This window comes from Planctomycetota bacterium, from assembly GCA_035384565.1.
Taxonomy (GTDB): Bacteria; Planctomycetota; PUPC01; order DSUN01; family DSUN01; genus DAOOIT01.
In genome coordinates, this window is sequence record DAOOIT010000036.1 from 23,732 (window position 1) to 41,630 (window position 17,899).

12 protein-coding genes are annotated in these 17,899 nt (G+C 67.8%); 3 read left to right on the forward strand and 9 right to left on the reverse strand.

The genetic code is table 11. From position 1 onward, the window contains the following. Positions 1–517: 517 nt before the first annotated feature. Entirely contained in the window at positions 518–3,850 is a 3,333-nt protein-coding gene (locus tag PLE19_14250) for a polysaccharide lyase family protein (GenBank protein HPD16112.1), read from the reverse strand. A 236-nt stretch (positions 3,851–4,086) separates the two neighbouring features. On the opposite strand from PLE19_14250, the gene PLE19_14255 reads away from it, so the two are divergent. Both PLE19_14255 and PLE19_14260 read left to right on the forward strand, forming a co-directional pair. Next, positions 4,087–5,853 carry a hypothetical protein gene (locus PLE19_14255; GenBank protein ID HPD16113.1) on the forward strand — a complete coding sequence of 589 codons (1,767 nt, stop codon included), beginning with the start codon at positions 4,087–4,089 and terminating at the stop codon, positions 5,851–5,853. A 117-nt stretch (positions 5,854–5,970) separates the two neighbouring features. Then, positions 5,971–7,191: a uroporphyrinogen decarboxylase family protein gene (locus PLE19_14260; GenBank protein HPD16114.1), complete on the forward strand. Its 1,221-nt coding sequence runs from the start codon at positions 5,971–5,973 to the stop codon at positions 7,189–7,191. A 121-nt stretch (positions 7,192–7,312) separates the two neighbouring features. Here PLE19_14260 and PLE19_14265 read toward each other — a convergent pair whose 3' ends face one another. The 3 genes from PLE19_14265 to PLE19_14275 are packed head-to-tail and all read right to left on the reverse strand — an operon-like array spanning position 7,313 to position 11,208. Next, the gene (locus PLE19_14265; protein ID HPD16115.1) at positions 7,313–8,392 is read right to left on the reverse strand and encodes a sialate O-acetylesterase; all 1,080 of its coding nucleotides are present in this window, start codon (positions 8,390–8,392) and stop codon (positions 7,313–7,315) included. Between the two features lie 49 nt (positions 8,393–8,441). After that, positions 8,442–9,806 carry a Gfo/Idh/MocA family oxidoreductase gene (locus tag PLE19_14270; protein HPD16116.1) on the reverse strand — a complete coding sequence of 455 codons (1,365 nt, stop codon included), beginning with the start codon at positions 9,804–9,806 and terminating at the stop codon, positions 8,442–8,444. A 49-nt stretch (positions 9,807–9,855) separates the two neighbouring features. Further along, positions 9,856–11,208 (reverse strand): Gfo/Idh/MocA family oxidoreductase, encoded by a 1,353-nt coding sequence (locus tag PLE19_14275; protein ID HPD16117.1) that lies wholly within the window; start codon positions 11,206–11,208, stop codon positions 9,856–9,858. A 418-nt stretch (positions 11,209–11,626) separates the two neighbouring features. On the opposite strand from PLE19_14275, the gene PLE19_14280 reads away from it, so the two are divergent. After that, positions 11,627–12,928 (forward strand): hypothetical protein, encoded by a 1,302-nt coding sequence (locus tag PLE19_14280; protein HPD16118.1) that lies wholly within the window; start codon positions 11,627–11,629, stop codon positions 12,926–12,928. Positions 12,929–12,945: 17 nt separating this feature from the next. Here the strand turns inward: PLE19_14280 and PLE19_14285 are convergent, their stop codons facing one another. The 5 genes from PLE19_14285 to PLE19_14305 all read right to left on the reverse strand — a co-directional run. Beyond that, on the reverse strand, positions 12,946–13,773 hold the full coding sequence (locus PLE19_14285; protein HPD16119.1) for an FAD/NAD(P)-binding protein: 828 nt from the start codon (positions 13,771–13,773) through the stop codon (positions 12,946–12,948). Between the two features lie 52 nt (positions 13,774–13,825). Beyond that, positions 13,826–14,875: a 4Fe-4S dicluster domain-containing protein gene (locus PLE19_14290; protein HPD16120.1), complete on the reverse strand. Its 1,050-nt coding sequence runs from the start codon at positions 14,873–14,875 to the stop codon at positions 13,826–13,828. Then, a complete protein-coding gene (locus tag PLE19_14295) occupies positions 14,875–15,768 on the reverse strand; it encodes a 4Fe-4S dicluster domain-containing protein (GenBank protein ID HPD16121.1) in 894 nt (297 codons plus the stop codon). The genes PLE19_14290 and PLE19_14295 overlap by 1 nt, the downstream gene beginning before the upstream one ends. 131 nt (positions 15,769–15,899) lie before the next feature. Beyond that, a complete protein-coding gene (locus PLE19_14300; protein ID HPD16122.1) occupies positions 15,900–16,400 on the reverse strand; it encodes a hydrogenase iron-sulfur subunit in 501 nt (166 codons plus the stop codon). Beyond that, a partial coding sequence (locus tag PLE19_14305) for a 4Fe-4S binding protein (protein ID HPD16123.1) occupies positions 16,397–17,899 on the reverse strand: 1,503 nt, incomplete at its 5' end. The genes PLE19_14300 and PLE19_14305, both read right to left, overlap by 4 nt.

Sequence of the window (17,899 nt, forward strand, 5' to 3'; positions counted from 1 at the left end):
TGCCAACTAGCGGGTGGGCGCGTCCCGCCCATACTTGCTCAAACCTGTGAGGGGGGAAGTGAGCAAGTATGGGTAGATGGGCGAGGATTGGCGATCCTCGCGGTTCCGGCCATTCCTGCTCACCTTCGGGATGAGCAAGTATGGAGGGGGGATGGCCGGAGAGCGTAAGGCGTTGGGGCATAGAGGGTTATGGGGTAACCCTCGCTGGGGCCGCCGCACCAGCGCCGCCCTCCGTGGGTGGGACGCCTGTGGCTGCAACGACCGGGAGCCGCGGCGAGCTGTCTGTGCATCGCGCTCCGCCAACGGCATCGTCCCGCAGGTGGGGTGTCTCTGCCCCGCGCAGGTTTTGCCACTCCTGCCGCGAATCCGTTCGCATTGGCCGGAACCACGCTGTGTCGGTCGGGGCCTCAAGCGTAGCCGCGAGCGTCCCGCTTGCAGTGGTTCTCGATAAGCGAGACGCTTGCCGCTACACGGAGGAACGCAAATTGATTCGCGGCCGGAGTAGTCAGATGGCGGCCTACTCCACCAGCACCGTGGCGAGGCCGGAGGCGCGGATGGGGACGCCGATGGTGCTGTCCTTCAGCTCGAGCTCGCCTTGCGGCTCCTCGACGAGGTTGCAGGCGGTGGCCTTCTTGGGCTTGAGGAGCGGGATGCGGACGTGGGCGGTCGTGGCCTTGCCGCTGACCTCCCAGAGCCGCAGCACGAGGGCATCGCCGACCTCGGCCTTCTTGGCGCCCACGAGGAAGACGTTCGGCTCCGCAATCTCGATGAGGCTGCCCGAGGGCGCGGCGAGCGGGCCATTGGGATTCGGGTCGGCAAGCGCCCCGATGAGGGGGCTTGCGACCTCCCAGCCGAATCGCGCCGAGGCCACGGGGTCGTTCTTGGGGCGGCTGGTGATCGAGAAGCGGAACGTGAAGTCGCCCCCCTGCCCCGCAAGGTAGTTGGTGAACCAGTAGTTGTTCATCACGTAGGCGTAGATGTGGCCGTTGGTGAACTCCAGCTTGCGGAGCCACTTCCCGCGATTGATATCCTGGAAGCACACCAGCGGCGCGTCGGGTGTGGCCCAGGTAATGGCCACATCAGGGGCCTCCACCTCCACAAAGTGCTGGACGGTGAACCAGTCGAGGCAGGCGGTGGGGAGCATGTCGGTGTTTGCGTTCACGATGCCGCAGGGCACCTCGTAGCGGAACGTCGGCTTCTCCGCCGCGAACGGGAAGGCGAAGTAAACCGCCTCCTTCTTGTACGTCTGTGTCTTCGTCAGTCGATTCGTGACGTCCACCCGCCTGATGTCGTTCCAGACAGTGACCTCTGTGACGATCTTGGGCGTCATCGTGGCCGAGGTTTCGATGACCATCTTCTCGCCAAGGTCGCCGACCCTGAGGCGGCGGAGGGTGGCCTTCTCTGGCCAAGTGATGGTCAGCTTCGGCTCCGCACCGTGCTCAATGATGCGGCTGCCCTCCCCGCCTGCGACATAGAGGTATTGGTTGAGGCGGTACGGGGCCTTGGGGTCAACCAGTTCGCGCTTGAGTTCCTTGTCGAAGATGCTGGTGATCGAGCCCGTGGCCGGGTCGAAACTCACGCGGTAGTAGGTGCTCTCAATCGTTGTGCCCTCGGCAGGAGTCTCGGCCTTCGCCTGCCCGAGCCTGACGACGCGATAGCCGCAGGGCGGCACTTCCCTGACGATCTCCCCGCCGACAAGCTCGCTTCGGGGCCAGCTCGTGGGATTGATGACAACCTGCGAGCCGGCCTCCGTCTTGACAAGTCGCGCGAGCGCCGGCAAGGCCTGCCCGATACATAACTGCTGGGACTGCTCGGCGGCATCAAGGGCGAACTGGGACTTGATCTTCCATTGGGACTTGGTGAAGTCGCTGTCGGGCTGGCCGATGGAGCAATGGGCGCCCCAGGTGTGCTCGTCGTAGAGGAGGCAGTTGCGCCAGGCGGCGGCGATGCCTTCGGCGGGATAAGCGACCTCGCTTGTAGTGCGGCCTTCAGGCCGTAGCCCCGAAGAAGACGGGCTGAAGCCCGCACTACGAACTCGATGGGCGAGGGCGAGGAGGGTCTCGGCGTTGCGGACCGCCTCGTGGGCGTTGCGGTTCAGCGCGGTCTCGCGGGCGGAGGAGCCGGCGCCGTCTTCCCAGTAGGTGCCGGCGCTGCCCTTGACGACGGGGAGCTTGTCGCCGAAGTTCTTCTCGATGTGCTCGAAGAACTCGGCGTTGTGGCACAGGATGACCTTGGGGAACTCGTAGCGGTCGTTCCAGGCCTTGCAGACCTCGGCGAGGCGGGCGTTGAGGGCGCAGTTGTCGCTCACGGCGCCGTGGAGGAAGATGGCGTCGTAGGGGTAGTCCTTTCGGGCCTCGTAGCCCTTGATTGCCCCGAGGATGTGGCCGCGGGCGCGCTCGACGCTGGCGTCGAGGCCCCAGCCGCCGGCGTGGGCGTAGCCGGGCACGTACATCATCAGCACGCGGCTGCCGTCGGGGCCTTCCCACCAGCAGGGGGCTTTGGCGTACATCGCGGTGAGCGGGCCGCGGGTGTTGTTGATGCCGCTGGAGAAGTAGCGGATGCCGGAGCCTGCCAGGATCATCGGGATGGTGGCCTCCTGGCTCGGCACGTCGCTGATCATGGCGCTCTGGAAGGGGATGCCGTAGCGGGTCTTGAGGCTGTGGGCGAAGTAGGTGAACCGGCAGGCCTCCTCGTGAGAGGCCAGGCCGGTGAGGATGTTGGCGTAGAGAGCCTGGACGCCCATGCGGCCCTCCTTGGCGTACTTGAGGAACTTGTCGAGCTGCTCGCCCTTGCGGGAGGCCAGGTAGTTCTCGGCCTGCCAGGCGACCTCGAGGTTCCACTTGAATTCGGGGAACTTGTCCATCAGGTTGGCCGCGATGTCGACGTTCTTGCAGTGTATCTCGGCGCACTGGGGCTGAATGTGGGTATAGCCGATGTCGGTGTGGGAGCTGGGGGCGACGAAGATGCGCCACTTGCGAACCGGCTCGAGCTTGACCGTGGCGGTTTTCGAACGGCCGGCGACGGTGGCAGTGACCTTCACCTCCATCGGCTCGGCGGAATCGGGCACGCCGACCTCCTGGGAGATGCCGCCGAAGGTGGCGAGTTGCTGCTTCACAGGCGCCTCGATAGTCTCTCCGCCGGCCTCGGTGCGAAGCATGATCTCCGCCGCAGGCGCCGTGAGGCCGATGTTCACGTCAATCGCCCGCCGCACCTTGCCGTCCACCTTGATGTGGAACGGCGTGGGGAGGACGGCGATGGAGGCGACGCCTGGCTCGGGCATCTTGCCGTCGGGGTCGGTCACGAGCGTGATGGCGTCGTAGAGGACCCAGGAGCCGTCGGTGCAGGCGAGGGTGATCTCGTTGGTGCCCTTGCGCAGGAGGCCGGGCGGGAGGGCCAGCGCGATCTTGTGCGGCTTGCCTGCGGCGGGGTCGGTGAGAGCGGCGTCCCCGCCGCCGTTCGGGAGGCGGAACTGGCCGCTGCGGTCGCCGATGGCGACGGAGTAGGTCGGCGGGCTGCCCCCGTGGGTATCGCACAGCTCGATGCGGAGGGTGAAGAGCCCCTTCGGCTCGTCGGGGAGGTCGAAGCGAATCTTGAAGGGGTGCACGCGGTGCCCCGCCCAGGAGTCGGTGGGGCCGGGGTGAATCCACGGCCAGTCTTTCGCGGCGTCGCTCTTGCCCACCTCGAAGACGAGCGGCTTGCCGCCCAGGCGCGGCGGGACCGCCTGGTAGTTGCGGGCGGCGAAGAACTCGGCGTAGCTCCTGTCGGGCTTGCCGATCTGCCAGACGATCTGCTCGGCGGCAGAGGCAATGGAAAGGGCGAGAAGGACGACGCAAAGGGCGATTCGGCGCATGGGGGCGCTCCTGGAGGGGTTGGGACCGTACTCATCCTACCGGCGCTGGGGCGGCGGGTCAATGGGGATGGGACGGATAGGACCGACAGGACGGGTAGGGCCATGCATCCCCGGCGCGCGGTGGGTCCTATCGGGCTCGCCCGTCCCATCGGCCTTGTGAGCTCAGTTGCATTCCTCTCGGCCGTCTGCTATACACAGGGCCATAGGAGCCGCCGCCTCTTGCAGGAGATGCTGCCTTGCCGCTGCCTCCCGCCGACCTGGCCATCATCCTCGGCTACTTCGCGTTCGTGATCACCCTGGGCATCTGGGTGCACCGGGCCGCGGCGAGGGGCATCAGCGCCTACTTCCTCGCGGAGAACCAGTCGAAGTGGTGGATGCTCGCGGCGTCGGGCAGCTCGGCCTATTACGACATCACGGGCACGATGTGGATCGTGTCGCTCTTCATGCTCTACGGCGTGAAGGGGATGTGGGAGCAGTGCATCTGGGGCTTCTTCTACGCGGCGTTCTTCATGACGTTCATGGGCAAGTGGATTCGCCGCTCGGGCGTGGTGACCGGTGCGGAGTGGATGAAGACGCGGTTCGGCGGAGGCGCCGCGGGGGAATCGGCCCGGGGCGCCTACGCCTTCCTCGCCGTGGTCACGACCATCGCCTTCATCGCCTACGGCTCGGTGGGCATCGGCAAGTTCGGCCAGAGCTTCCTGCCCGGCTGGTCGCGCAACACCTGTGCGCTGGTGCTGGTGCTGATCACGTCGCTCTACGCCATCGTGGGCGGGTTCGTGAGCGTGGTGCTGATTGATCTCGTGCACACGATCGTCCTTTCGGCCGGCGTGGTCATCCTGTGCGTCTTCGCGTTTGCGGAGGCCAGCGGGTCCGCGGCGGTGCAGGCGCTGGCGTCGGGCGAATGGGGCAGCTTGGTGCCGCCCTGGCGGATGACGGACCCCAGGGCCGTCGAGGCGGGCTACTCGATGTTCGGGCTGTTGGTCGTCTTCTGGCTTCTGAAAGGCTTCGCTCTGGAGTTTGGCGGCCCGGGACAGCTCTACGACTTCCAGCGGTTCCTGGCGGCGCGGAACAGCCGCGACGCCTGCAAGATCGGCGCGCTGTGGGGCGTGCTGCACACGCTGCGCTGGCCGCTGGTCGCCGCCGTGGTGGTGCTGGCCATTGCGGGTGTGGCCGGCACGGCGGACCCCGAGATGGTGCTGCCGCTCGTGCTGCTGAAGCGGCTGCCGATGGGGCTCCGCGGCCTCACGCTGGCCGCGCTCCTGGCCGCCTTCATGTCCACCTTCGACGCCACGATCAACGCGGGGGCATCGTATGCGGTGCGCGACCTGTACCAGCGCTATCTGCGGCCCAGAGCCAGCGACAGGGAGCTGGTGCGGGCGAGCTACGTGGCGTCGGCCCTGGTGGTGATCGTGGGCGTGGTCATCGGCTTCGGGGCCGAGAGCATCGCCCAGATGTTCCAGTGGATCATGCTCGCCTTGGGCGGCGGCGTGATGGTGCCGTGCATTCTGCGCTGGTACTGGTGGCGGTTCAACGGCTGGGGCTTCACAGCGGGCACGCTCTCGGGCATTGTGGCCGCGCTGGCCCAGGCCCAGTGGTTCCCCAAGGCGCCCATCTGGGAGTACTTCCCCATCATCGTGGGGATCAACCTGGTCGCCTCGGTGGCGGCCACGCTCCTCACGGAGCCGGCCGACCGGGAGACGCTCAAGCACTTCTACAAGACCGTGCAGCCCGGCGGCTGGTGGGGGCCGATCGCCCGCGAGGTGGCCGCCGAAGACCCCGCCTTCCGAAAGGAGTCCTTCGCCCGCGATCTGGTGAACACGCTGATCGCCGTGCCCTGTGTGGCGGCGCTCTACATCTTCCCCATCTACCTGATGCTGCGGCAGTGGGCGACGATGGCCTGCTGGCTCGGCGTGGCCGTGGGCCTGGGCGTCGTGCTCTACTTCACATGGTACAAACACCTCCCCGCGCCCGAGAAGCCGGCCGGGGAAGGTGCTAGGTGTTAGGTGTTGGGGGTTGGGGTACGAAGAGAGGAATGCGAGGTCGCGCTCTGGTTCTGTACCCCAACACCTAACACCTAACACCTAATACCCAACACCGCTTCCGCGTGCGAGGGCAGACCAATGACTTCCCGCGAACGTGTGTTGATGTCGGTTCACCACGAAGAACCGGACCGCGTGCCGATTGATTTCGCGGCCTGGCGCTCGAGCGGCATTCAGGCCCCCGCCTACGCCGCGTTGCGGCGGCACGTGGGGATCAACGCGGACCGCCCGTTCAAGCTCTATGATCTGATGCAGCAGCTCGCCGAGCCGGAGTTGGAGTTGATCGAGCGCTTCCACGGCGACGTGGTGCAGATTCACCGCCTCGAGCCCTCGTTCGGCATTCGCATTGACGCCTGGAAGCCGATGGCCCTGCCCGGCGGCACCGAATGCCTCGTGCCGCGCGACTACAACCCCGTGCCGCGCCCCGAGGGCGGCTGGAGCCTGTTCGCGCCCGACGGCACCGAGGTGGCCCGCATGCTCGCCAGCGGCGGCTACTTCGAGCCGGTCTACTTCCCTCTCGCCAACGCCCGCACGCCGGCGGACATCGAGGCGTTTGCCTGGCCCGTGATGACGGCCGAGGAGGCGGCCTTCATCCGCGCCCAGGGCGAGCGCTGGCGCCGCGAGACCGACTACGCGACCCTCGCCTGCTTCGGCGGGAACATCCTGGAGAACGGCAACTTCATGTTCGGCTTCGGCGAGTTCATGATGCGTCTCGCCGCCGACCGCGACCTCGTCGAGTGCTTCTTCGACCGGCTGGCCGCGTGGCACATCGCCAACCTCGAGGTCTTCCTGCCCGCCGTGGAAGGCGTGGCCGACATCGTGGCCGTGGGCGACGACCTGGGGACCCAGACCTCGCTCATCATCTCGCCCGCAACCTACCGCAAGCTGGTCAAGCCGCGCCAGGCGAGGGTCTACGACTACATCCGCCGCCACAGCTCGGCCCGCCTCTTCCTGCACTCGTGCGGGGCCATCGAGCCGATCCTGGGCGACCTCATCGAGATCGGCGTCGAGATCCTCAACCCTGTGCAGATCGGCGCCGCGGGAATGGAGCCGGCGAAACTGAAGCGGAGGTACGGCAGGCACCTCACCTTCTGGGGCGGCGGGTGCGACACCCAACACACCCTGCCCCTGGGCACCGTGGCGGATGTCGAGGCCGAGGTCCGGCGCCTCGTCGAGACCTTCAAGCCCGGCGGCGGCTTCGTCTTCACCCAGGTGCATAACATCCTGGCCGACGTCCCGCCCGCGAAGATCGCTGCCTTGTACGACACGGCCTTTGCCTGCGGCGGGGGCCGCGCCGCATAGGGGCGGCCCCGCCGCCCCGCGCTCACCGTGCACGCCCACCGGGCAAACCACGCCGTGCACACGCGGGCCGCCTCTGGCGGCGGCCCCGTGGGGACGCCCGAGATCTCTGAGCAGCCGCGGGCTACTTCTTCTTGCACAGCTCCAGCATCGCCTCGCCCATTGCGTGGCCGATGCGGGTGAACCAGATGGCGCTGCCCAGATAGTGGTAGCCGTGGTCGCCGCCCACCTTCTCCCAGGCCTGGATGTCCTTCCGCCAGTTCGGGTACAGCTCTTCGGCCGCCTTGTCCACCAGCACGTCGGTGCGGAACGCCTTGACGTTGCCCTTGAACTCCGGCACGTCGTTCATGGACATCTGGGCCTCGCGGATGATCAGCATGGCCCCCGTGGCGGGCTTCGAGCCGTTCTGGCCCATCGCGGCGATCACGAACGGCAGGTTCGGCGCCCCCAGGTCCTTCCGCACGTCGTTGATGAAGTGCTTCATGTTCGAGGCGTACTCGTTCTCCGCCCCGCCGTACTGGTCGTTCCAGCCCTGGAACCAGACGAACCCCGTCAGCTCGAGCTTCCGGCCCTTGAGCTCGGGGAACAGCGTCTCGTACTTCTCGAAGGTCTCCTTCACCTCGGCCATCATGGTGCGGTACGACGAGCCGTAGGGCCTCTTGATGTCGTCCATCGTGGGCAGCGGCTCGTTCTTCTTCTGCTTCTCGTTATTCTTCTTCACGCGCTCCTGCGCCTGGGCGAGCTCCTTCTGGAGCACGTCGTCGGGCGGCAGGCCCGCCGAGGGCGGGCGGAAGGGCTTGGCCAGCGAGTGCCCGCCCCAGGCCGTCTTGATGAGCAGCACCGGGTCCTCGAAGTGATCGCCCATCATCGTGCCGAACTCCAGCTCCACGCCGGTCCGGCCGGGCGAGCCGTAGCCGATCGTCAGCGGCCCTTTGCGGTCGAGGTACTTGATGAATACGTCGTCGCGGACGATCCACTTCCCGTCCTTGCGCAGGTGCTTGAACAGGTCCCTGGTCTCCGGCGCCTCGGCCTGATAGTCGAACAGTTTGTTGGGGGCCTTGCCCTCCATGTTCGACTGGCCGGCGAGGATGAATACCTTCACCGTCCCCTCCGCCGCCCGCCCGGCAGCCGGCGCCGCCGCGGCCACAGCCGCCAGAACGGCGAGGGGGGCCGCCCAACCTGACCTGGAACGCTCGCTGATCATGGCACATTCTCCTTCCGCTGGATGGGGCTCGCGTCGTGTCGGCCGATGGCTACAGTTTCCACGGCCCGCGCATTGGCCGGTCGAGCCTGCGATTGGCCTCCTCGTCGTTGACGAACTGCTCGGCAGCCGGGTCCCAGCGCAGCTTGCGCCCCAGCCGGGTGGCGATCTCCTGCAAGTTGCACAGGAGGTCGGTGCTCACGGCGATGTCAATGGGGGCGGCAGGCTGGGTGCGGCCCTTCACGGCGTCAATGAAGTTGCCGTGGTGGTTGTCGCTGCGGAAGAGCTGGACCTCGTTGGGGCCGGGCTTGGCCTTGAGCAGCGCCTTGTCCTTGGCGTCCAGGCGCGAGCGGTCCACGTGCACCCAGCCTTCGGTGCCGAGGAACATCACGCCGTGGCCGTGCCCTTCCTGTTGCAGCGGGTGCTTCGCCGCGGTCGCGTCGTCCATGTGCACCAGCGTCACGCCGTTGGCGTAGCGGTTCTCCACCTGCCAGTGGGTCGAGCAGTCGGTGAGCATGTCCTTGGGGAACGTGGCGGTGCCCTCCACCTCGGTGGGGCCGCTCCGCTCGGTGTTGTTGCCCCACTGGGCGATGTCGAGGTGGTGGACGCCCCAGTTGCCGATCATGCCCAGGCAGTAGTCGGAGATGCAGTACCAGATGCTCCAGCCCTTGCCTTGGGTGTAGGGCCGGCAGCGCTCGAAGCAATAGGGCGCCATCGGGGCCGGGCCGAGCCACATCTCATAGTCCAGCTCCTTCGGCACAGGCTCCGTGGGTTGCTTCGGGCAGGTCCAGCTCCCGGGCACGCCGACGAGGATGGTCTGGAGCTGGCCGATCTTGCCGTTGCGGACGAGTTCGCAGGCGCGGCGGAAGTTGCCGCCCGAGCGCTGCTGGGTGCCGAACTGGAAGACGACCTTGCTCTCCCTGACGGCCTTTCGCAGCGCCTGAGCGGCGCGGACGCTCCAGCCGATCGGCTTCTCGCAATACATGTGCTTGCCGGTGCGCACGGCCTCGAGGGCCATCAGCACGTGCCAGTGGTCGGGCGCCGTGATCTGCACGGCGTCAACGTCCGGACGCGCCATCAGCTCGCGGAAGTCCTTCGTGGACGCGCAGTCCTGGTTGCCGTAGTACTCGTCCACCGCGCGTTTGCCCTGGCTGCGCTGGTGGTCGTGCACGTCGCAGACGGCGGCGACGCGGACCTCTCGGTTGCCGAGGAAGGTTCGCATGTTGCCCATGCCCTGGATGCCGAGGCCGATGACGCCCAGCCCCACGCGGTCCGAGGGGGCGGGGGCGCCCTCCCGGGCCAGGGCGAACGGGGCGACCACGGCTGGGAGCGCCAGGGCGCCAGCGGCCGCCGCCGTACGCTTGAGGAAACGCCGCCGGCTTGCGGAGCGGCGGCATGCAGCGTTGTTCGCGAGCATGAGGATACCTCCTTGCGGCCGGGGCGGGCAGCGCCCGTGCCCCAAGCCCTCATTCGTACCCGAACTCCCAGCCCTTGCGCGGCGTGCGCTTGACCAGGGCGTTGGCCTTGTCGCTATTGGTGAAGCGGCCTTCGCGGAAATCGTAGGTGAGCTTCTCGCGCACCAGGTTGGCCACATTGCCCACCAGCATGATCTCGGTGAGGCGGGCCGAGTAGTCGAAGTCGGCTGACGACTTGCCCCCCGTGCGGATGGCATCGAGCCAATCGGCCTCGTGGCCCTTCGAGCGCGGGAGCACCGTCTTCGGCTTGCCCACCTCTTTCATGAAGCTCTCGGGGAACAGTCGCGTGCCGTTCATCCACCAGCCGGAGACGGCCATGCCCTTGGTGCCATAGTAGGCGCTGGGCTGGCTGGCGGCCGCCTTCACCTTCTCGGGGTCCACCGTCGGCGGCATCGGTTTGGCGGTGTAGTCGTTGTAGATGCCCGAGCTCCACCGCAGGATGCACGGGACCATGTCGCCGCGCTTCGGGAACTTCCAGGTCACGCGGACCTCGTGGGGCCAGTTGAAGCCGTTTGTCTCCTCGCCCTCGCACTCGACCTCGCAGGTGTCGGCCTCGTAGAGCTTGAGCGCCCACACGGCGCCGTCGCCGTTGTGGCAGAACCAGTCGCCCAGCAGCCCTGTGCCGTAGTCGAGCCACCCGCGCCACTTGGCGGGCACGATGCCGGTGCGGAACTCGCGCTCCTTGGCCGGGCCTTGCCAGAGGTCCCAATCCAGACCCTGGGGCACGGGGGCCGGTTGGCCGGGGTCGCGCGAACCGAAGTCCATCGTGTTGTACGGCGGGCGCACGTGGGCCTCGGTCACGTCGCCGAGGCTGCCCTGCCAGACCCACTCGCACAGCAGCCGCACGTGCTCGCCCGAGTGGCCCTGGTTGCCCATCTGGGTGGCCACCTTCTTGGCCTTGGCCAGCTCGCGCAGCTTGCGGGCCTCGTAGAGGTCGTGGCACAGCGGCTTCTCACAGTAGACGGCGCAGCCGGCTTCGAGGGCGCGGATGGCGGCGGGGAAGTGGTGATGGTCGGGCGTGGCCACCCACACGGCGTCGATGCCCTTCGACTCGTCGAAGAGCTGGCGGTAGTCGGTGTAGATCTTCGCGTCAGCGAACTTGTCCTTGATCCGTTTGGCTGCGCCGGCGGAGTGGTTGGCATCCACGTCGGCCGCGGCGACGATCTGCTCGCCCGAGGCCACGCCCACGCCCTTGCCGCCCATGCCGCCGATGCCGATGCAGGCGAAGCGGATTTTCTCGTTGGCCGCGAACGTGCGGGCCAGCGCGGCGGGCCCGACCAGCAGCGAGGCGGATGCCGCCGCGCCCACGCGAAAAAGGTTCCGACGGGTGATGGTGTTGCTCATGATGTGCCCGGGCTCCTGACGAAGGGGAGTGAGGCTTACCCGCAGGCCAACCGCCCGCGCGGCCTTGAGGCTACCACAGACGGCCCGGGCCAGTCAAGGCCGCGGAGGGGACGAGACAGCGGATGGCGCGGAGGGGCGCGGATGAAGACGGGGGCATGACCGCGAATCGAGCGAAGCCAGGCGAATGCAGAACGCGGGACGGGGCCTGGCCCGAGCGACTTTGAAGGCGTGTCCCGGCCACCGGCACAGGCGGGGCAGTTGTGGCAGGCCGGCGACGGAGCGGAAGTGTGGGGGCGTCACCTCGCAGCGCTCGCACGCATCTTCGGGCTTGCCTTCGAGGGTGGTTGTGGTATCCTGCTGTGGACGGCCGGTGGAGCAAGCCCTGCGGACTATGGTGTGGTGGGCAAGGGATGGTGCGATGACGCGAGGGGAGCGTGTGACGCGTGGCCGATTCCTGAGCGCCGCGGCGGCAGCCGCCGGCGCGATGCTGGTGCCCGGCACGCCCGAGCCGTGTGCAGAGGAGATGATGCCCATGCCTGAATGCGCCTCGACCGAGCACTTCTGGTACCGCCTTCAGCCGGCAGGCAAGTACATTGATTCGCAGCGCGGCAACATGGCGTTCGCCTACGCGGCCGGCACGCTCTTCCTGTCGGAGGACAACGGCCGCTCCTGGCCGCACAGCCTGGCCTTTCCCGACGCCCAGCGGATCACCTTCAGCCACATCCTCCGCAACGGCAACGTCGTCTTCGCCACGGGCTCGAGGCTCTATGTGAGCACCGACCACCTGAAGACGTGCCGCCCCGTGCCCGTCAAGGCGGCCGATGGCTCCGACTATGCGCCCCACACGCCCCGGAACCCCGCCAACCCCGGCTGGTACTTCCACACCCTCCCCGGCGTCGTGTCGTGGGACGTCAAGGGCCGCGAGACGATGGTGTGGGGGAACTACTGCAACGTGCTCGGCGGCGCGGCCCCCGTGAACATCTACTATTCGACCGACGGCGGGCTGACGGTGAAGATCGCGTACTCCTTCGGGCAGCACCCGAACTTCCGCGACAACGGCTCCCCCGGCGGCGGCAAGGAGGGCACGCTGCTGGGCGACCCCGACAACCCGGTGCTCTGCCGCCACGTGCACGCGGTGGCCTACAATCCCGGCGAAGATGCCTTCTACGCCTGCACGGGCGACCACGATATGGCGCCCGGCCACTACGAGTGCCACTGGCTGCGCGGCACCTATGACGCCGCGAAGGACCGATGGGACTGGAAGGTCGTGGTGTCGGCCCGGCTGAACACCCGCTACAAGTCGGGCGGCATCACCTTCGTGGACGGGCAACTCTACTGGATCAGCGACGCCAACGGCCCACCGCCGCACGACCGAGGCATCTTCCGCTGCGACCCCGCCGACCTCGCCAACCCCGAGAAGCACACGATGCTGTTCAACCCGGGCGTCGAGTCGGGCAGCATGATCATCCAGGACGGCGTGATCCTGGCGTCGCACTGCTGCCCTGCGTCCCCGATGGCCACCGGCTTCATCATCTCCACAGACCTGGGGAAGACCTGGGCGCAGTATGACCTCAAGGAGCTCGGCCGGCACTCGCCCACGCGGTTCCACGAGAAGAACGGCGAAGGGTGGTTCCGCGTGGACTTGAGGACCGGCTGGATCCAGCACTCGGGGGTGTTGTTCATCAAGCCGAAGCAGCCGCACGGCGCGTCGTCGAGGTGAGAGCGAAGGCAGGCGCGTCAGAACTCCTGGGGGAGTTGCGACAGTTCGCTGCACCGGAAGACAGGGCCGTCCTTGCACACATATTTGCTGCCGACGTTGCAGCGGCCGCACTTGCCGATGCCGCACTTCATGCGGTTCTCGAGCGTCGTAATGACGGAGTCCATCGGGAACCCGAGCTGGGTGAGGCTGGCGAGCACGAACTTGATCATGATGGGCGGGCCGCACGTGATGACCATTGTGCCCTCGGCCGCGGGCTTCATCTCGCTGAGCACGGTCGGCACGAAGCCCACCTTGCCGTCCCACCCGGGCGCCTCGCCGCCGGGGTCCACGGTGTAGACGGTCTGGACATCGGGGCGCTCGCGCCATTCCCTCAGCTCATTCTTGTAGACGAGGTCGCCCACGCTGCGGGCGCCGTAGAGGATGGTGATATTGGCGAACTGGTCGCGGAGGTCGAGGCAGTTCCAGATGAGCGAGCGCAGGGGGGCCAGGCCGATGCCGCCGCCGATGAAGAGGAGGTTCTTGCCCCTCATCGCGTCAATGGGGAACCAGTTGCCGTAGGGGCCGCGGAAGCCGATGATGTCGCCCTCGTTGCTCTCGTGGAGGTCGGCGGTGACCTTGCCGGCGCGCTTAACGCTGCACTCGATGTAGCCTTTGCGGGTGGGGGCCGAGGCGATGCAGAAGGTGGCCTCGCCGGCGCCGAACACGGAGTAGAGGCCGAACTGGCCGGCGCGGAAGGTGAAGCGCTCGCCCTCGGCCTCGTCGCAGAAGTGCAGGCGGAAGGTCTTGACGTCGGAGGTCTCCGGCGTGATGGCGACGATCCGCATCTTCATCGGCACGTAGTTCATCGGGATGAGGGTCGGGGACGCGGTAAGGGTCGCGGTTTCGGTTGCCACGGGGTCAGTCTCCCGTTCCTTGCTTCGCTTCGATCTGGGTGAGGACGCTCACGAGGCTCTGGCCGACGCCGCAGGTGCGCACGCAGCGCCCGCATCCGACGCAGGCGAGGCGGCCGAAACGCTCGGGGAAGTACTTGAACTTGTGCATGACGCGCTGGCGGTAGCGCGCGGCCTGGGTGGCGCGGGGGTTGTGGCCCGAGGCGTGGAGGGTGAAGAGGGCGAAGGAGCAGCAGTCCCAGTTCCGCCGCCGCTTGCCGCCATTCCAGGTCGCCTCGTCCACGATGTCGAAGCAGTGGCAGGTGGGGCACAGGTAGCTGCACGCGCCGCAGCCGAGGCAGCGCAGGGTGGCCTCGGTCCAGAACGGCCCCTCGAAGTTCGCGTCGAGCCACGTCTTGACCCTATCGGGGTCGAACCTGGGAGCGAGGTCGGCCGGGGCGGGGGGCCGGGCGCCCTCGGGCGCCGGCTGAACGATACTGCCCAGCCGCTCGATCAGCTTCTGCCCCTTTTCGGTGACGACTCTGAGGAGCGCCCCGCCGTTCTCCGCGGCAAACACGAGGATGTCGCTGCCGCGCTCGCTGTGGGGGTTGCCGCCCACCGAGGTGCAGAAGCACTCGGGCTCGGCCTCGGAGCAGGCGAAGGCCACCACGGTGGTGTGCGCGCGGCGGGCGCGGTAGCGCACATCGTCGTAGTCCCACTCGAAGACCTGGTCGAGCACGTCGAGCGCCGCGGCGTCGCAGGGGCGCGGGCCGAAGACCACGGTCTCGACTGCCGGCAGCGGCTCGGGCTCCAAGGCCACGTCGCCGTCGTCGCGTTTCGCGTAGTCGAGCAGCACCTCCGTCTCGGGGAAGAAGAGTTGCTTGAGAGGCACCAGGGTCTTGCCGTTGCCGAGGATGGCCGCCTCCAGCGAGGCGACGGGCGCCAGGTCCACGATGCCCTCCTCCTTCTGGACGGGGGCGATGACCTGGATGCCTGCCTTGGCCAGGGCGTCGGCGACGGCCTTCAGCCAGCCCGGGGCCGCCTGGTAGAGGGGGTGTTGCGCAGCGGTCGTTGCCATCAGAGGATGCCCTCCTCGGGGTCATCGGGCGCGTAGGTGGTGAAGGGGGCCTTCTCCTCCGGCGACCGCCCCGACTCGAAGCCGAACCAGTCGTGCACGAGCTTGGCCATCTTCTGGTTGATGGCGCCGAGCGGAATGCCCGCGGGGCACACGCGTTCGCATTCCCCGCAGCCCACGCAGCGCCCCGTGAGGTGCAGGGCGCGGGCGACGTTCCAGGCCACGTTGCCGCGCAGGTGCGAGCTGGTCTCGACCCACTGCGGCGTGGACTTCTCGACGATGCATCTCTTGCAGTAACACAGCGGGCACACCTGCCTGCACGCATAGCATCTCACGCAGCGGTCCAGGTGCCGCCGCCAGTAGGCCCACCGCTCCTCCATCGTCTTGGCCTCGATGGCCTCGGCGGCGGCGAAGCGTTGGTCGGCGGCGGGGTTGGCCTCGACGGGCGGGCCGACGACCACGTCGCAGCCCTGGGGATCGTGCACGCCGCACGCCTGGCACTTGCCGAGCGGCGGCTCGCCCACGCCGGCGCAGCGCACGCCGATCAGCACCACGTCGTCGCGGGGAATCACATGCTCGCGCAGCAGCACGTTCACGGCGCGCAGGTCGCAGCCCTTCACGACGAGGGCGATCTTGCGCGAGGATGCGGCGGCCTGCCCGCTCTGGGGGGCGGCCGCGAGGTCGCGCACCTCTTTCTTGGTGAGGTAGACCGCCAGGTTCGGGAAGCAGAAGGCGTCGAACAGCAGGCGGGCGGCGTCCTCGGCCCGCCGCACGAACACGGCGGCCACCGTTGGCGTGCCATCTTCGCGGCCGTAGCCGACCACGAGGCCCACCTTGCCTTCGGCAAGAAGCTGTGCGGCCGTCTGCCGCAGGGAATCGGTTGCCGCGTCGCTCATCGTCCGGCCCCTTCTCTCGGGGTGATAGCCAATGGGTCGTTCGGCCTCAGTGTGGCCACCAGCAGTCGAAGAGCACGACCAGGGCCGCCATCAGTGCGAGCGCTACCCCAAAGAGCACCCAGGGGATGGCCTCAGTCGCCTTGCTCACGCGTTGTTCTGCCATTGCCGTTCTCGCAACTTGGGTAACCTGTGAACGGCCCGAGGCGGCGCGCCTCCTCGGTGATTTCGTTGACGAGCGCCGACCACTTGCCGCCCTCGGCGGCCGAGACCCACGACATCTTGAACCGCCGCGGGTCTATGCCCAGGAAGCTCATCAGCTCGCGGAACGCCTGGAGCTTGCGCCGCGCGTGGAAGTTGCCGCTCGTGTAGTGGCAGTCGCCGGGGTGGCAGCCCGATACCAACACCATGTCGGCCCCGCGCTCGAAGCTCTTGAGGATGAACATCGGGTCCACCCGGCCCGAGCAGGGCACGCGGATGATGCGGATGGCGGCGGGATAGCCGAAGCGGCTCATCCCGGCCAGGTCGGCGCCCGCGTAAGAGCACCAGTTGCACAGGAAGGCCACGATGTTCGGCTTCCATTCGGCCGTGGCGGCGGCCGGGGTCGCGTCGTGTTCGGTGGCGGTGTGGCTCATTTCTCACTCCCATTGCCGTGGCGGCCCGAGGGAAGCGCCGCCACGAGCGGCGCCGACGATCCGATGGCGTTGATCTCGGCGTAGAGCTGGTCGTCGCGGAAGCCCTGCACCTCGATGCTCTTGGAGCGGCACGTGACGGCGCAGGCCCCGCAGCCCTGGCACAGGCCCTCGTTGATGTGAGCCACGACGGCCAGCAGCGTGCCGCGCCGGTCGCGGATCTCGCGTGGCCCGATCGCGCCGTAGGCGCACACGGTCTGGCATTCGAAGCAGCCGTTGCAGGTGGCCTGGTTCACGATGCCGATGGTGGGCTCGCGCGTGAGGCGGTCGTGGGTGATGAGGCCGAGGGCCTTGCTCGCCGCCGCACTCGCCTGCGCCACGGTGTCGGGAATGTCCTTCGGGCTGTGCGCGCAGCCGGCCAGGAACACGCCGGCCGTGTTGGTCTCGACGGGCTTGAGCTTGGGGTGCGCTTCGGAGAGGAAGCCGTGCTGGTCGTAGCCGATGCGGAGCTTCTGCGCCAGCTCGCGCACACCGGCCGAGGGCAGCAGCGCGGGGGCCAGCACCACCATCTCGGCGGCGATCTCCACCTGGCCGCCGCCCAGCGTGTCGGCGCCCATCACGATCAGCTTGTCGCCGCGCGGGAACACCTTCGACACGCGCCCGCGCAGGTACGTGGCGTCTTTCTCCTTCACCACGCGGCGCACGAACTCCTCGTAGTTCTTGCCCGCGGAGCGGATGTCCATATAGAAAATGAAGGCCTGGCCGTCGTGCACCTTGTGTTTGTAGAGGATGGCATGCTTGGCGGTGTACATGCAGCAGATTTTCGAGCAGTAAGGCTTGCCGCCGGTCTGCTCCTCGCGCGAGCCGATGCACTGGAGGAACACAATGGTCTTGGGAGGCTGGCCGTTCGAGGGGCGGCGCAGTTCGCCCTCGGTGGGGCCGCTGGCGCTCACCATGCGCTCGAACTCCAGGCTCGTCACCACATCGGGGTAGCGGCCGTAGCCGTACTCCTCGTAGATGCTCGGGTCGAGGAGCTGGTAGCCGGTGGCCACGATCACGGCGCCGACCTTCTCCTCGACGATCTCGTCGGTCATGTCGTAGTCAATGGCGCCGGCGGGGCAGATGGTCTTGCAGGCGCCGCAGCCGCCGGTCTTGAAGTGGATGCAGTTCTCGCGGTCAATGAGCGGCTTGTTGGGCACGGCCTGGGGGAAGGGGATGTGGATGGGCGTGCGCACGTCGTAGCCGCAGTTGAACTCGTTGGGGATCTGCTCGATGGGGTGCGAGCAGAACTCGGCGGGGTCAATGGCCCCCGTGGGGCAGAGGAAGGCGCAGGCGCCGCAGCCGATGCACACGTCGGAGAGCTGCTTGTAGGGCGTCGAGATCTCGCGCCCGCGCCCGCGCCCGGCGAAGCAGGTGGCCGACGGGCCGATCACCTCAGCGCACACGCGCACGCACAGGCCGCAGAGGATGCACTTGGATGCAGCAACGGCCTGCCTCGTCTT

Excerpts from the sequence above, each read along its gene's own strand:
- PLE19_14300 (HPD16122.1), bottom strand. The coding sequence starts at position 16,400 with ATGAGCCACACCGCCACCGAACACGACGCGACCCCGGCCGCCGCCACG.
- PLE19_14270 (HPD16116.1), bottom strand. The coding sequence starts at position 9,806 with ATGCTCGCGAACAACGCTGCATGCCGCCGCTCCGCAAGCCGGCGGCGT.
- PLE19_14275 (HPD16117.1), bottom strand. The coding sequence starts at position 11,208 with ATGAGCAACACCATCACCCGTCGGAACCTTTTTCGCGTGGGCGCGGCG.
- PLE19_14280 (HPD16118.1), top strand. The coding sequence starts at position 11,627 with ATGACGCGAGGGGAGCGTGTGACGCGTGGCCGATTCCTGAGCGCCGCG.
- PLE19_14250 (HPD16112.1), bottom strand. The coding sequence starts at position 3,850 with ATGCGCCGAATCGCCCTTTGCGTCGTCCTTCTCGCCCTTTCCATTGCC.
- PLE19_14260 (HPD16114.1), top strand. The coding sequence starts at position 5,971 with ATGACTTCCCGCGAACGTGTGTTGATGTCGGTTCACCACGAAGAACCG.
- PLE19_14290 (HPD16120.1), bottom strand. The coding sequence starts at position 14,875 with ATGGCAACGACCGCTGCGCAACACCCCCTCTACCAGGCGGCCCCGGGC.
- PLE19_14285 (HPD16119.1), bottom strand. The coding sequence starts at position 13,773 with ATGAACTACGTGCCGATGAAGATGCGGATCGTCGCCATCACGCCGGAG.
- PLE19_14265 (HPD16115.1), bottom strand. The coding sequence starts at position 8,392 with ATGATCAGCGAGCGTTCCAGGTCAGGTTGGGCGGCCCCCCTCGCCGTT.
- PLE19_14295 (HPD16121.1), bottom strand. The coding sequence starts at position 15,768 with ATGAGCGACGCGGCAACCGATTCCCTGCGGCAGACGGCCGCACAGCTT.